This window comes from Pseudomonas sp. NFACC46-3, from assembly GCF_900114515.1.
Taxonomy (GTDB): Bacteria; Pseudomonadota; Gammaproteobacteria; order Pseudomonadales; family Pseudomonadaceae; genus Aquipseudomonas; species Aquipseudomonas fluorescens_Q.
The window spans coordinates 17,021-32,030 of the sequence record NZ_FOTH01000046.1; the positions used below are offsets into that span (position 1 = coordinate 17,021).

A 15,010-nucleotide genomic window follows, 5' to 3' on the forward strand; every position below is an offset into this window, starting at 1 on the left:
TTATGCCGCTACCTCTCAAGGACGAATTCAAACATGCGAGTTTTTACCCTGCTGCTGGCCCTCTGCCTTATGGCCGGTTGCGCTTCCAAGCCCGACTACTACATTTCCCCTGCGCCGGTGGCGATCCCCGAGACCGCCACCTATTGGATCGACACGTTCAACGTTGAAGTCGTCGGCAAAAACGAACGTTTCCTGCCCGACGAAAAAGTCCGTGACCAGTTGCACACCGACCTGATCGTCCGCCTGCTCGACGGCAATCGCTATGCCTCCAGCAAGGAAACCGCTGACTATCTGCTGGACGTCAACGCCGTCTATGCGCGCCGTATCCAAGACACTCAAGGTGGCTTCATGAACAAAATCGTCGCCGACGGTACGTATCTGGCCAGTGTCGATTTCAATTATCAGGTCAAGGTGAAGAAGGCCGGTGTCGAAGTGCTGCACTTTGCCCAGGCCCGCCAGGGGCTGATGCCGGGTGGGGCGATCGGGCAGCTCGAGGCCATGAGAGGCATCGCGGGCGCCCTGACGAACAGAGGCAACTCCGATGTCGAAGACTATTACACCGGCCATTTGAGCGGATTCATCGCCGATGATCTGCGGGGCATTCCGTCCCGCTAACAATGCCTGCTGCAACGTGCTGGCGATTGGTCCGATCGCGGTAACGGCCTGGCCACCTTGGGGGTGGCCAGGCCGGTTTTTCCAGCGTGCCAAAAAAATTCCTGATCGTTAACCCGAACCTCGTGTGCCTTGCGTCTGAGCTTGTGTACGAATCATTCATTCACGAGGTTCAGCCCATGTTCCGTCCACTTCCCTTTATGCGTCCTGCTGCCCAAGGCTTCGCCGTGACTTTGCTGGTGGCGTTGGCCGGTTGTGGGTTGTCTTCCCGGGAGGCTGCCAAGCCATCCGAACCGGTGCCTGTGGCACCCAGCGTTGTACCGCAAGGCGAGATCGCCTACGTGCGCCAACCCATGGCCAAGCGCATGGTCGCCCCGGCATCAATGCCCGCCCCTAGTATGGCGAACGATGCCATCGCCGGGGATTACCGCACCGAACCGCGCGAGCAGTACGCAAAACTGCCGGACAACCCCATCCATAGCGTCGCCGAAACGCCGGTCTCGACCTTCAGCGTGGATGTCGACACCGGAAGTTATGCCAATGTGCGACGTTTCCTCAATCAAGGCAGCCTGCCGCCCGAAGGGGCTGTTCGGCTGGAGGAAATGGTCAACTATTTCCCTTACCACTATGCCCTGCCCAGCGACGGTTCACCCTTCGGTGTGACGACCGAAGTCGCCCCCTCACCGTGGAACCCCCACACCCGTTTGCTGCGCATCGGCATCAAGGCCAGCGACCGCGCCGTGGCGGATCTGGCGCCGGCCAACCTGGTCTTCCTGGTGGACGTTTCCGGCTCCATGGACCGTCGCGAAGGCCTGCCGCTGGTCAAGAGCACGCTGAAACTGCTGGTGGATCAATTGCGCGATCAGGATCGGGTATCCCTGGTGGTCTATGCCGGTGAATCCCGGGTGGTGCTCAAGCCCACCTCGGGGCGCGACAAGGTGACAATCCGCAACGCCATCGATCAACTCGACGCCGGTGGTTCCACCGCGGGCGCCTCGGGTATCGAACTGGCCTACCAGATGGCGCGGGAGAGCTTCATCGACAAAGGCATCAACCGCATCCTGCTGGCCACCGATGGCGACTTCAACGTTGGCGTCAGTGATTTCGACAGCCTCAAGCAGATGGCGGTGGACCAGCGTAAAAGCGGCGTCTCCCTGACGACGCTGGGCTTCGGTGTGGATAACTACAACGAACACCTGATGGAGCAATTGGCCGATGCTGGTGACGGTAACTACGCCTACATCGACAACCTGCTCGAGGCGCGTAAAGTCTTGGTCGACCAGCTCAGCTCCACCCTGGCGGTGGTGGCGCGGGATGTGAAGTTGCAGGTGGAATTCAACCCTGCCCGGGTCAGCGAGTATCGCCTGCTCGGTTATGAGAACCGTGCGCTCAAGCGTGAGGATTTCAACAACGACAAGGTCGACGCGGGCGAGATAGGTGCCGGGCATACGGTGACGGCCTTGTATGAAATTGTCCCGAAGGGCCAACCGGGCTGGTTGGAGCCGCTGCGCTATGCCAGCACGCCCCAGTCGGAGGGGAAATCAGGCGAATTGGCGATGTTGCGCGTACGCTACAAACCCGCTGAGGGCGGTAGCAGTCGATTGATCGAGCATCCGATTGCTGGCGTGCAGAACGACGACAAGCCTAGCGATGACCTGCGTTTCTCCGCCGCCGTGGCGGCCTTCGCCCAGCAGCTCAAGGGGGACGGGCGTTATACTGGGACGATGAGCTTGAAGGACACTGCGCAATTGGCCCGTTCGGCCCGCGGCGATGATCCGTTTGGGCTGCGTGCCGAGTTTGTGCAGTTGGTGGAGCTTGCCCAGAGCCTCGAGCCTGCGGCCAAGCGCTGATCCCGAGCACAACGAGGACCAAAATGTGGGAGCGAGCCAGCTCGCGATAGCGGTGGATTGATCAGCATCATCATTGACTGATCCGACGCCATCGCGAGCAGGCTCTCTCCCACAGTATTCCCTTGTTGTCTGCCAGGATTGTGCTGCAATGACCGGAAAGGAGTTCGTCACCCACATGTCCGCTGCGCTTGATTCTCCCAGCGACGAATCGCTGCTGGCCCGCTACCGCAACGGCGATGGGGCTTCTTTCGAAGTCCTGTACGCCCGCCATCGGCAAGGGCTCTACCGTTTCCTCGTGTCCTTGAGCAACAAGGCCGAACTGGCCGAGGAAGTCTTCCAGGACACTTGGCTCAGTCTGATTCGCAGCACCACCCAGCCACAAGGCCGGGCGAGTTTTCGCACCTGGCTGTTCCAGATTGCCCGCAACCGTTTGATCGACCACTGGCGCAAGCAGGGTGTCCACAATCCGTTGCACGACAGCTACGACGAGCAGCTTCACGTCCAGCCCGACGACACCAGCGGCCCTGAGCAGCAGCTGAGCCTGAGCCGCGACCAGGCGCGTCTCGATGCGGCGTTGCAGGCCTTGCCCGAGGATCAGCGAGAAGTCTTCCTGCTGCGCCTGCACGGCGACCTGGAATTGCCACAGATTGCTGCCTTGACCGGCGCCCCACTGGAAACGGTCAAGAGCCGCTTGCGTTACGCCCAGCAGAAGTTGCATCGGCTGCTGGCCGAGGAGGTACCCGCATGATCGACTCCAAACACACCCCGGATCCGAACGACGAAGTGCTGATCGAGCATTTCCGCCAACACACCAGCGGCGAGCCGCCAGCTTCCCTGGACGCTTTCATCCTGGCCACCGCCCACCGCGAAGCCCCGACGCCTGCACCGAGCTTGTGGCAACGTTGGTTGCAAGCCTGTCAACGGCCGCGCTGGCAAATGGCATTCGCCACGATCGCCGGCGTGGCGCTGATGATCGGCCTGGTGCTGCGCTCGCCCGTGCCCCACGACGAACTGTCCTCACCCGCCTCGATGGAGTTTTCCGCCGATCGGCAAGCGCCTGCCGTTGCCGCTGCACCGCCGCCGGCCATGCCCGCCCCCGCCCCGATTATCCGCATGGCGCCCCAGGGCGAACTGGCCCAAGCCCCGGCAAGTCCGATGCAATCGTTGGCGGAAAAGCCTGCGGCGAAAATGAGCAAATCGGCGCCGGCTGCACTGCCATCGCTGGAGCAGGGCCTGATGGAAATCCTGCTTTTGCGCGAGGCGGGTGAGAGCAAGGCTGCTGATGAAAAGCTGCTGGCATTGCACAAGCGCTTTCCCGAGGAGGACTTGCCGGCGCGGTTGGAGGCGTTGCGCAAGCGTTGAGTGATCAGCGCTTACAAAAGCCCTGGGCATTAACGTTTCCGATCCAAAAAGTGAAGGGTCACTTTTCAGGCGGTTGATGCTCGGTATCGGGTTACAAATGCAGCCATAGCAGGAACACTTGAGCGGAACTATACTCGCCAGCATGAAAAAGCTGATGCTCGAACTCGACGGAACCGACCCAAGCAAGCTCTCCATGGCTCGCTTGACGGATTATCTGTGTGAGCTCGCTGAGCTTTTCGGCTCCCAAGATCATGTTCATTTTGACTCTGTCACCGAAGGTTGTGTCTGCCTGAATACGTGGGTGGAAGACGAGACGTACCCACACGTCTTGAACAGGGTGCGGGAGGCCGCTCAGGGGATTGGACCTAAGCGCGCGAGAAAAGCCTACGTGCAGCTATCCGCGCTGATGGAGCAAGATCGAGTAGATGGCGTCCTTCAGGCAGCGGATGATGCGAACATTCTCCAGTTTCCCAAAGCAAAGACCGCTCCTCCTCCCATGGTCATCATCAAACAAGGCAGCGTACAGGGGCGCCTGTATGTCGTTGGTGGGAAGGATGAGACGGTTCCTGTCCGGCTTGAGGGCGCGGGTGGCGAAACTCTTCTTTGTGAAGCCGATACAGCACTGGCTGAACAGTTGGGCAAGCTTCTGTTCAAGTACGTTCGCGTTCATGGCAAGGGAGAATGGGAAAGTCGGCCGCATGGCGGTTGGCGGCTGCGCAAAATGTTCATTCAATCCTATGAAAAACTTGAAAAAACCTCGTTGCGCAGTGCGGTGACCCAGCTAAAGGAACTCGGTGGCATCACGTGGAGCGAGATGGATGATCCTCATGGAACGATCCAGAACTTAAGGGGATGAGGTGCGCATAGTTCTCGATACCAATGTCCTCGTTCAAGCCTTGGGAAATGCAAAGGACGGTATCGTTCTGGTTGATCCTGCCACTGGTCATAATGTTGATCGGGCGGAGGCTAGGGCTGAAGCCCTAATCGAACTGGTCGATGCCAGAGGTGGAACGGTGCTGATCCCAACACCTGCGTTGGCTGAGTATTTGGTTGGTGTCGATCGAAATTTTCACCAGAGCCATCTGGATGTCATAAACGGCCTTTCGTGTTTTGAGATCGTATCGTTTGACCAGATTGCGGCGGTCGAATGTGCCCGTATGGTCGATGATAACGAGTTGAAGGTGCTTGATCCTGCTGCTACCAAAGCCAAGTTACGGTTTGATCGTCAGATCATTTCCATTGCTTTGGCAACCAATGCCGATGAAATCTGGACTCATGACGCGGGTCTTTATTCTAAGGCCCAGAAATGCGGGTTGGTTACGAAATCCTTGGGGAATATTGAGCCTGCTCCTGAGCAACTGGAGGTCAAGCTGGACCACTGATAGCTCCTGAGCGCTGACAAAACCAGCGCCCACAAAAAAGCCCCAGGTCTTGCGACCTGGGGCTTTTGATTTTGAAAATGGTGCACCAGGCGGGATTCGAACCCACGACCCCTGCCTTCGGAGGGCAGTACTCTATCCAGCTGAGCTACTGGTGCGACGCGGGCGCCATGATACTCATATGCATGGCGGGCGTCCATGCTGCTGATTTGCCGGTGTTTTCACACTGCTCGGCGGCTCTTGGCTACGCTGATCAGAAAAAACAGGCAAATTCGGTTTTTTCGTTCTTTTTTTCGAACAGCCTATTGTCCTTCACCCCTATCGGCCCTAGGATTCGTTTGAGATTTCAAACGCTCTTGTCTGGGTGCTGAACCGCACGTCTGTGCTTTTGTGCGTTATTTCTGTGCTTCAGCCCGGTGAATGATTTCCCTGACGGCAGCCCCCGAGGCGCCTTTTCTACAAATCTAATTCGCTCCGCGTGCGCGCGGTGCTGTTAAGGAAAGCCGACATGCAGCTTAAAGACACCCAGTTGTTCCGCCAGCAAGCCTTTATCGATGGCGCTTGGGTCGATGCGGACAATGGTCAGACGATCAAGGTAACCAACCCGGCAACGGGCGAAGTGCTGGGCACCGTGCCGAAGATGGGCGCTGCCGAAACCCGCCGGGCGATTGAAGCCGCCGACAAGGCACTGCCGGCCTGGCGTGCACTGACCGCCAAGGAGCGCGCCAACAAGCTGCGCCGCTGGTACGAATTGCTGATCGAAAACCAGGACGACCTTGGTCGCCTGATGACCCTGGAACAAGGCAAGCCACTGGCCGAAGCCAAGGGCGAAATCGTCTACGCCGCCTCGTTCATCGAATGGTTCGCCGAAGAAGCCAAGCGCATCTACGGTGACGTGATTCCCGGCCACCAGCCCGACAAGCGCCTGATCGTGATCAAGCAGCCGATTGGTGTGACCGCGGCCATTACCCCGTGGAACTTTCCCGCCGCGATGATCACCCGCAAGGCCGGCCCGGCCCTGGCTGCCGGTTGCACCATGGTCATCAAGCCGGCTTCGCAAACCCCATTCTCGGCCCTGGCCCTGGTGGAACTGGCGCACCGCGCCGGCATTCCGCAAGGCGTGTTGAGCGTGGTGACCGGCAGCGCCGGCGACATCGGTGGCGAGCTGACCAGCAACCCGATCGTGCGTAAGCTGTCCTTCACCGGCTCGACCGAGATCGGTCGCCAGTTGATGGCCGAATGTGCCAAGGACATCAAGAAAGTCTCCCTGGAACTAGGCGGCAACGCGCCGTTCATCGTGTTCGACGACGCCGACCTGGATAAGGCCGTCGAAGGCGCGATCATTTCCAAGTACCGCAACAACGGCCAGACCTGCGTCTGCGCCAACCGTCTGTACATCCAGGATTCGGTGTACGACGCCTTCGCGGAAAAACTCAAGGCGGCGGTCGCCAAGCTCAAGATCGGCAACGGCCTGGACGATGGCACCACCACAGGTCCCCTGATCGACGAGAAAGCGGTCGCCAAGGTACAAGAACACATTGCCGATGCGGTCAGCAAAGGCGCGACCGTGCTGTCGGGCGGCAAGGCGATGGAAGGCAACTTCTTCGAGCCGACCATCCTGACCAACGTGCCGAGCAATGCCGCCGTGGCCAAGGAAGAAACCTTCGGCCCGCTGGCACCGCTGTTCCGCTTCAAAGACGAAGCCGAAGTGATCGCGATGTCCAACGACACCGAGTTCGGCCTGGCCTCGTACTTCTATGCCCGTGACCTGGGCCGTGTGTTCCGTGTGGCCGAAGCCCTGGAATACGGCATGGTCGGCGTCAATACCGGTTTGATCTCCAACGAAGTCGCGCCGTTTGGCGGCATCAAGGCTTCGGGCCTGGGCCGTGAAGGATCCAAGTACGGCATCGAGGATTACCTGGAAATCAAATACCTCTGCCTGGGTATCTGATCCGCTTCAAGCGCAAAGGGCACGAGAGCGCTGTCCCTTTGCGTGTTTCACCCGTTCTGTTTCTTGTGGCCGGAACGCTGCGGCAGTCGATCATCGCATGCTGTCGCAGTTGCCTCCCCGCCATGTATTCCTTGAGCCACGCCGACCGATGAGCGGCGAATGAGGACATTTTAATGAGCAAGACCAACGCAGACCTGATGGCCCGCCGTACCGCCGCTGTTCCACGCGGTGTTGGGCAGATTCACCCGATCTTTGCCGAGTCGGCGAAGAACGCCACGGTGACCGACGTTGAAGGTCGTGAGTTCATCGACTTCGCCGGCGGCATCGCCGTGCTGAACACCGGTCACGTGCACCCGAAAATCATCGCCGCCGTGACCGAACAGCTGAACAAGCTGACCCACACCTGCTTCCAGGTCCTGGCCTACGAGCCGTACGTGGAACTGTGTGAAAAAATCAACGCCAAGGTGCCGGGCGATTTCGCCAAGAAAACCCTGCTGGTGACCACCGGTTCGGAAGCGGTGGAAAACGCCGTGAAAATCGCCCGTGCCGCCACAGGCCGTGCCGGTGTGATCGCCTTCACCGGCGCTTACCACGGTCGCACCATGATGACCCTGGGCCTGACCGGTAAAGTCGTGCCGTACTCGGCCGGCATGGGCCTGATGCCCGGCGGCATCTTCCGCGCGCTGTACCCGAACGAACTGCACGGTGTGAGCATCGACGACTCCATCGCCAGCATCGAGCGCATCTTCAAGAACGACGCCGAACCGCGTGACATCGCGGCAATCATCATCGAGCCGGTACAGGGCGAAGGTGGTTTCTATGTAGCACCCAAGGAATTCATGCAGCGCCTGCGCGCTTTGTGCGACCAGCACGGCATCCTGCTGATCGCTGACGAAGTGCAGACCGGTGCCGGCCGTACCGGCACCTTCTTCGCCATGGAGCAGATGGGCGTTGCCGCCGACCTGACCACCTTCGCCAAATCCATCGCTGGCGGCTTCCCGTTGGCCGGTGTGTGCGGCAAGGCCGAGTACATGGATGCCATCGCGCCGGGTGGCCTGGGCGGCACCTACGCCGGTAGCCCGATCGCCTGTGCGGCGGCGCTGGCGGTGATGGAAGTGTTCGAAGAAGAACACCTGCTGGATCGCTGCAAGGCTGTGGGCGAGCGTCTGGTAGCCGGCCTCAAGGCGATCCAGAAGAAGTACCCGGTCATTGGTGACGTGCGAGCCCTGGGCGCGATGATCGCCGTGGAACTGTTCGAAAACGGCGACTCCCACAAGCCGAACGCGGCAGCGGTAGCCCAAGTCGTGGCCAAGGCGCGTGACAAGGGTCTGATCCTGCTGTCCTGCGGCACCTACGGCAACGTTCTGCGGGTGCTGGTGCCGCTGACCGCTCCGGACGAGCAACTGGAAAAAGGCCTGGCAATCCTTGAAGAGTGCTTCTCCGAACTCTGAGTGACGGTTGTGCGCTGATCCACAAAAACCCGCCTTCTGGCGGGTTTTTTCATATTGGCGAAGCTATCCGGTGGATTTTGAGCTGTCTGGAACGGCCACCAACGTCTAAGGTGCAAGTATGGCAAGGGAGCATGCTGCATGACTGCTGTGGATTTACCCGCTGTACCCCGTGTGTTGATCGCCGAGGCCGATCCGGCGTCCCGTGAGCTGCTTGAGCAGGTGTTGTCGGGTGTGCGCTGCGATGCCAGGGTGGACACTTGTGGCGACGGCAAAGAGGCTTTGGATTTGCTGGCGAAGCATTCCTACGACCTGGTGATCGCCGATTGGGAGCTGCCGGGGGTTGATGGCCTGGCGATTCTGCGTGGCCTTCGCCAGCAGCATCGCACGCCGCCGTTGCCGTTCATCCTGATGAGTCGGCGCAATGACAGCGCCAGCGTGCGCGAGGTCTTGCCGCTGGCGCCGACCGCGTATCTGACCAAACCCTTGAACCGGGACAACCTGACCCAGCGTTTGCAGGGGTTGTTAGTGAACGGCGGTGAAGAAACTTCCAACGATGCGCCGGTTCCGGGGCCGGCGTTGACCTTGCTCACCTTCCTGGAACGTCGGCGTGACCTGTCCGAGGGCGCGCCCTTGATGACCGATGTGCAAGTGGCGGTCAAGCGCAGCCTCAACCCCGGCGGCCTGGACCTGAAACTGCTCGAAGAAGAAATCCGCACCGACCCGCAAATCACCGCCGTGCTGATCGCGGCGGCCAACAGCGCTGCCCAGCATCAGGGCGGTGGCCCGGTGCAGACGGTGGCCCAGGCGCTGCACCAGCTTGGTTCCGGACCAAGCATGAACCTGATCCTCGCCCTGACCCTCAAACGCTGCGCCCGGCTCAGCGTCCCATGCCTGGCGGACTATGCCGAGCGTTACTGGGAGCTGTCGCTGCACACGGCCGAATATGCCCGGACGATGGCGCGCTTGCTGGACCTGGAGCAGGAGCGCTGCTATTGCGCCGGCTTGTTGCATCGCCTGGGCGACCTGGCGTTGCTGCGCTGCCTGGAAGAGTGGAAACAGGCCGGTGGCGAGCTGGACGAGCCGGAGGAAGTCGGCGACTCGCTGGACATGTTCGGCGCCAGTTTCGGCTCGGCGTTACGTGCCCGCTGGCGTCTGCCGTTGGAGCTGCGGGAGTTGATCGCGGCGGTCTATAACTTGGGGGGCGGGGTGTATTCCCGTGAAGCCTTGGTGATGAACATGGCAGCGCAGATGGCGCATCTGCCCGCGCATGAGGGCCTTGAAGAACTGGCCCGTGGCCGCACGGCGCGGTTGCTGAAGATCGGCTTGCCGGAGTTGACACGGTTGCGCCGCAAGTAGGACCGCCAACTCATTCTTGCTCGCAATGGTGACAGTCCAGACAGGCCAGAACCTGTGGCGAGGGAGCTTGCTCCCGCTGGCCTGCGCAGCAGGCCCTCAGCATGCTTACAGGCAGAACGCGTTGTTCGGTTTGCGACTGCTGCGCAGCCGAGCGGGAGCAAGCTCCCTCGCCACAGGGGATTGTCGGTGGCTCGGAATTTCGCATCCGCCTCGAAACCAGAGCTGTGGGAGCGGCATGACTGGGCTCAACAGCACTGCGATTGGCGTCAAGCCGCGATGATGCGGTTCTTCCCTTTGCGCTTGGCTTCGTACATGGCTGCGTCGGCGCGGGCGAACAGGCTGTCGAGGGACTGGTCTTCGGGGGTAATGCCGGTCAGGCCCTGGCTGACGGTAATGCCGAAACTCTGTTCACCGCAGCGGAACATCAGGCGCTGGATTTCCCGTTGCAACCGCTCGGCCACTTGCAGCGCCATGTCCGGGGGGCAGCCGGGGAACACCGCGGCGAACTCTTCGCCGCCGATCCGCCCGAACAGGTCACCGCGCCGGAGCACGGACCGCCCGCTTTCGGCGATTCTCTGCAACACGGTATCGCCTTCCTGATGGCCGTAGGTGTCGTTGATCACCTTGAAGTCATCGATGTCCAGCAACAGGAACGCCATGGGCATACCTTGTAGCCGTGCCTGCTCGAACTCGCGGTGGGCGCATTCGAAGAAATGCCGACGATTGCTGCTTTGGGTCAGCACGTCGGTGGTCGCCAGGCGCTGCAGTTCGCTTTCCAGCAGCTTCTTTTCGGTGATGTCTTCGGCAATGCCTACCACAATCACCGGTTGCCCTGGCTCGGCCTTGCGGTTGATGAAGCATTTGTCGCTCAGCCAGCGGATTTGGCCGTTGCCGGCAATGATGCGGTATTCACGGTCTTCGACGGCGCCTTTGACCAAAACCTCGGCCAGGCTGCGCTCGGCGTACTCCAGGTCGTCGGGGTAAATGGCGTCGCGCCATTCGTTGAAGTCAGCCAGGACCAGGCCGGCGGGGCGGCCGAAGATCCGTTCGTAGGCGGGGCTGACATACAGCACCTGCCGGGTTTCCCAGTTGAACGCCCACAGCACGGCATTGACGCTGACCAGCAACGAGCTGAACAGCTGCTCACGCTCGCTCAGGCGCGCCACTTCGCCCTGGGCATGCATCAGCGCCATGAGCGTCTGGGCTGCCTCGGGCCAATGAGGTAGGGAGTAATCCTGTAGGTTCTTGTCGACCATCGGCACAAATCTCAAAGAGCATGCACTGCTATTGGTTCGCACGCGCTTTCTCCAAAACCCGCCTGGATGGCGAAGTGCTCTTTGAGATAGGAGATTTGGGGCGAAGTTCCTTTTCAGGCGACGAAGGGCGTGGGGATTTAGCGAGTCAGGTGCCAAGTGTTGGACCTGTGGCGAGGGAGCTTGCTCCCGCTTGAGCGCGAAGCGCTCACAAGAAAGAGAGGGCTGCTGCGCAGCCCAGCGGGAGCAAGCTCCCTCGCCACAAAAAAGCCCTTGTCCACAGTGCTGGCGTTGCCTGGTCAGGCCGTGGCAGGCCGTAGCGAGTAGGTCTTGAGTTGGTCGGCAAACTCGCGCAGGGACTGGATGCCGCTAGCCTCGGCCTCGTGGACCCATTCCTTGATGGCGGCGAGCATGTCGTGGCCGTTGCTGCTGGTCTTGACCCAGATCTGCTGCAAGGCCAGGCGTTTCTCGTAGATCACCTTCAGCGCCTGGCTGTGTTCGAGCATGTTCTGGATGCGCACGTGGTGACGCTCGTCCAGCAGGCTGGTTTCCCGCGACAGCAGGCGTTTGGCCCTGTGGAACTGGTGACGCACCGAGTGATCGACCTTTTCCAGTTCCTGCTTCACCAGTGGCGCGATGACCAGCCGGCGGTACTGCGCCATGATCTGGAAACGGTTGTTGAGAATCGCCATGGCCGTGTCCATGTCCAAGTGGCCCTTGCCTTCGACCCGGTGGGCGATCGGCGCAACCCGCTGGACCTTGGCCAGGCGCAGGATACTGAACACCCGTATCCAGGCCCAGCCCAGGTCGAACTCCCATTTGCGTACCGACAGCTTGGCCGAGTTGGGGTATGTGTGGTGGTTGTTGTGCAGTTCTTCGCCGCCGATCAGGATGCCCCAGGGCACCAGGTTGGTCGCCGCGTCGCGGCATTCGAAGTTGCGGTAGCCCACGGCATGGCCCAGGCCATTGACCACGCCAGCGGCCCAGACGGGGATCCACATCATCTGGATGGCCCAGATAGTGATGCCGATGGTACCGAACAACAGCAGGTCGATGATGCCCATGATCGCCACGCCCAGCAGCGGGAAGCGGCTGTAGAGGTTGCGCTCGATCCAGTCGTCGGGGCAGTTCTTGCCGTAGATGCGCAGGGTTTCCGGGTTTTCCGCCTCGGCGCGATACAGCTCGGCGCCTTTGCGCAGCACGGTGGACAAGCCCTTGATGACCGGACTGTGAGGGTCATCCTCGGTTTCGCATTTGGCGTGGTGCTTGCGGTGGATGGCGGTCCACTCACGGGTGTTCTGTGCCGTGGTCAGCCACAGCCAGAAGCGGAAGAAATGTTTGAGGCCGGCATTGAGCTCCAGGGAGCGGTGCGCCGAATAACGGTGCAGGTAGACCGTGACGGCAATGATCGTGACGTGGGTCATCAGCAGGGTGACTGCCACCAGTGACCAGGCCGACAAGCCAAGAAAACCTTCGTACCACATAGGCTGTAGGGCCCTCGATAAAGATAGAAACAGCCGTTGCATTATCACCGGCCCTACAGATAAAACCAGTCGGCCTTTCAGATAAGAGTGGCTGAATGTTTCTTCCTCTATAATCCCCACCTCTCTGTAGGGACATGGATGGCCGAATGCCTGCTTATCAACGCAGTGCCATGCGCGTAGCGCTGCTTTACCTCGTGTTGTCAGTCGTCTGGCTGCAGCTGATTGGTTATTTATTGAGCAGTTTCTTCGATCAATTCGCTGACAGACAACGCTGGCTGCTGATCAACGGCTATGCCTGGGTCCTGCTCAGCGCCGGGTTGATCTTCTTGGCGCGGGCGCGGATCTCGCGATTTTTCGCCAAGGGTGAGCACGGTGCCGATCGCGAGCGTCTGCGCCAGGCTGCCGCCGTCTTCGATTGCACCCGCGAAGGGGTGTTGGTGACCGACCGCAACGGCTTGATTGTGCACGTGAACCGGGCCTTCATGGCGATCACCGGTTATGTGCGGGATGAAGTGCTGGGCCAGCGCCCCAGCCTGTTCAAGTCCGGTCGTCATGGGACGGATTTCTATCGCGACATGTTTACCTCCCTGGACAGCCAGGGGGAGTGGAGCGGCGAGATCTGGAATCGGCGTAAAAGCGGTGAGATCTACCCGCAATGGCAGACGATCCGCGTCATTCGCGACGACAGCGGCGAGGTCAGCCATTATGTCGCGGTGTTTTCTGACATCAGTGCCATCAAGGATTCCGAGCACGAACTGGCCTACCTGGCCCATCACGACCCGCTGACCGGCTTGCCCAACCGCCTGCTGTTTTCCGATCGTACCGAGCAGGCCCTGGCGTCGGCGCAGTTGCACAAGCGTGGCTGTGCCCTGTTGCTGCTGGACCTGGATCACTTCAAGAACATCAATGACAGCCTGGGTCACAACGTAGGCGATGAGTTGCTCAAAGGCGTGGCCGAGCGGTTTCGCGGGCTTTTTGCGCCGGGCGTGACCCTGGCCCGGCTGGGGGGCGACGAATTTGCGGTGCTGGTGGAAAACTGCTCGCAGCCAGGCCAGGCAGCGGCGCTGGCCCGGCGCATCCTGGACGCCTTGAAAGAGCCCCTGCGGTTCGATGACCATGCATTGTTCATCAATGCCAGCATCGGTATCAGCCTGTTTCCCGGCGATGCCCTGAGCGCCGGGCAGCTGCTGCGCAATGCCGATTCGGCGTTGTTCAAGGCCAAGAGCGCCGGACGCGACGGCTACGCCTTGTACACCGAAGAACTCACCGCCCACGCCCAGCAGCGGGTCGAGATTGCCTTCGAATTGCGGCGCGCGCTGCAGCAACAGGAGTTGCGCGTTCACTACCAGCCGGTCCACGACTTGGCGACCAGTCGTCTGATCGGTGTCGAGGCGCTGGTGCGATGGGAGCATCCCACGCGTGGATTGGTGTCGCCGGCCGAGTTCATTCCCATTGCTGAACGTACCGGCCTGATTGCCCAGGTCGATGCCTGGGTCATGGACCAGGCCTGCCGGCAAATGTGCCAGTGGCAGCAGGCCGGCGTGGCGCTGTCGTTTGTCGCCGTCAACGTATCGAGTCGGTTGTTTGCGCGTCGCGAGTTGTATGACCAGGTCGCGCAGGTGTTGCACGACACGGGCCTGGATCCGGGTTGCCTGGAGCTGGAAGTGACGGAAAGCGCGGTGATGGATGACCCGGAGGTGGCGCTGGAGCAGATGCATCGCCTGCGGGAGCTGGGCGTGCGCTTGGCTATCGACGATTTCGGCACGGGCTATTCGTCGTTGCTGCGGCTTAAGCGTTTGCCGGTGCAGAAGCTGAAGATCGATCAGGGTTTTGTCGCGGGGTTACCGTGGGATGAGGATGACGCGGCGATCGTCCGGGTGATCATCGCCCTGGCCCACAGCATGGGCATGCAGGTGCATGCCGAGGGCATCGAGCAGCGTGAGCAGGCGGCATTTTTGCTTGGACAGGCGTGTGAGCTGGGGCAGGGTTACTGGTTTGGCCGGCCCGTGGCGGCGGCGCAGTTGGATTGGGGGCGGGCGCCGGTTATTGCTTGATCGTCGGTGGTATTGATGGCGGCCAGACAGCTGGCCAGGATTTTGTGATCGGGTACATATCCATTTCTGCGGTAACGGCCACTTAGGGTTCCGCCCTGACGGCGGCTCACTTTTGAGAAGCCCGGAAGCCGGCCCAGTCAAAAGTAAGCAAAACGCTTTTGCCCCACCACTCGGTGCCTCGCCTAGGCTCGGCATGCCCTCTCTCCGGCATTGCTCCGTGGGCCGCCGCGAAGGGCCATCCATGGCCCAGCGCGGCTA

Annotated in this window: 12 protein-coding genes and 1 tRNA gene; 10 read left to right on the forward strand and 3 right to left on the reverse strand. The window is 60.7% G+C overall.

Annotated elements, in window-relative coordinates:
* Nucleotides 1–33: 33 nt before the first annotated feature.
* The 6 genes from BM300_RS27630 (at nucleotide 34) to BM300_RS27655 (ending at nucleotide 5,206) form a co-directional block, all read left to right on the forward strand.
* Nucleotides 34–615 (forward strand): hypothetical protein, encoded by a 582-nt coding sequence (locus BM300_RS27630; RefSeq protein WP_092464535.1) that lies wholly within the window; start codon nucleotides 34–36, stop codon nucleotides 613–615.
* A gap of 176 nt (nucleotides 616–791) precedes the next feature.
* Nucleotides 792–2,462 carry a vWA domain-containing protein gene (locus BM300_RS27635; RefSeq protein ID WP_092225633.1) on the forward strand — a complete coding sequence of 557 codons (1,671 nt, stop codon included), beginning with the start codon at nucleotides 792–794 and terminating at the stop codon, nucleotides 2,460–2,462.
* Nucleotides 2,463–2,637: 175 nt separating this feature from the next.
* Entirely contained in the window at nucleotides 2,638–3,210 is a 573-nt protein-coding gene (locus BM300_RS27640; protein WP_092150306.1) for an RNA polymerase sigma factor, read from the forward strand.
* Complete coding sequence (locus tag BM300_RS27645; RefSeq protein ID WP_092349502.1) at nucleotides 3,207–3,824, forward strand: hypothetical protein; 618 nt, start codon at nucleotides 3,207–3,209, stop codon at nucleotides 3,822–3,824. The genes BM300_RS27640 and BM300_RS27645 overlap by 4 nt, the downstream gene beginning before the upstream one ends.
* A gap of 154 nt (nucleotides 3,825–3,978) precedes the next feature.
* Nucleotides 3,979–4,680: a hypothetical protein gene (locus BM300_RS27650; RefSeq protein WP_256572450.1), complete on the forward strand. Its 702-nt coding sequence runs from the start codon at nucleotides 3,979–3,981 to the stop codon at nucleotides 4,678–4,680.
* Between the two features lies 1 nt (nucleotide 4,681).
* A complete protein-coding gene (locus BM300_RS27655) occupies nucleotides 4,682–5,206 on the forward strand; it encodes a type II toxin-antitoxin system VapC family toxin (protein ID WP_072347243.1) in 525 nt (174 codons plus the stop codon).
* A 78-nt stretch (nucleotides 5,207–5,284) separates the two neighbouring features.
* Here BM300_RS27655 and BM300_RS27660 read toward each other — a convergent pair.
* Nucleotides 5,285–5,361 (reverse strand) — tRNA-Arg (locus tag BM300_RS27660).
* Nucleotides 5,362–5,711: 350 nt separating this feature from the next.
* On the opposite strand from BM300_RS27660, the gene gabD reads away from it, so the two are divergent.
* From gabD to BM300_RS27675, 3 genes are all read left to right on the forward strand, one after another.
* A complete protein-coding gene (gabD, locus tag BM300_RS27665) occupies nucleotides 5,712–7,154 on the forward strand; it encodes an NADP-dependent succinate-semialdehyde dehydrogenase (protein ID WP_092464537.1) in 1,443 nt (480 codons plus the stop codon).
* A 173-nt stretch (nucleotides 7,155–7,327) separates the two neighbouring features.
* Nucleotides 7,328–8,605 (forward strand): 4-aminobutyrate--2-oxoglutarate transaminase, encoded by a 1,278-nt coding sequence (gene gabT, locus BM300_RS27670; RefSeq protein ID WP_092150261.1) that lies wholly within the window; start codon nucleotides 7,328–7,330, stop codon nucleotides 8,603–8,605.
* Between the two features lie 138 nt (nucleotides 8,606–8,743).
* Nucleotides 8,744–9,961, forward strand: a complete 1,218-nt coding sequence (locus BM300_RS27675) for an HDOD domain-containing protein (protein WP_063323508.1) — start codon at nucleotides 8,744–8,746, stop codon at nucleotides 9,959–9,961.
* A 266-nt stretch (nucleotides 9,962–10,227) separates the two neighbouring features.
* Here BM300_RS27675 and BM300_RS27680 read toward each other — a convergent pair whose 3' ends face one another.
* Nucleotides 10,228–11,217, reverse strand: coding sequence for a GGDEF domain-containing protein (locus BM300_RS27680; RefSeq protein ID WP_057450587.1), 990 nt, complete (start codon nucleotides 11,215–11,217; stop codon nucleotides 10,228–10,230).
* A gap of 296 nt (nucleotides 11,218–11,513) precedes the next feature.
* Nucleotides 11,514–12,698 carry a delta-9 fatty acid desaturase DesA gene (gene desA, locus BM300_RS27685; protein ID WP_072347251.1) on the reverse strand — a complete coding sequence of 395 codons (1,185 nt, stop codon included), beginning with the start codon at nucleotides 12,696–12,698 and terminating at the stop codon, nucleotides 11,514–11,516.
* A 146-nt stretch (nucleotides 12,699–12,844) separates the two neighbouring features.
* Here desA and dibA point away from each other — a divergent pair, with 146 nt between their 5' ends.
* Nucleotides 12,845–14,752 (forward strand): phosphodiesterase DibA, encoded by a 1,908-nt coding sequence (dibA, locus tag BM300_RS27690; RefSeq protein ID WP_092150258.1) that lies wholly within the window; start codon nucleotides 12,845–12,847, stop codon nucleotides 14,750–14,752.
* The last annotated feature ends 258 nt before the right edge of the window (nucleotides 14,753–15,010 follow it).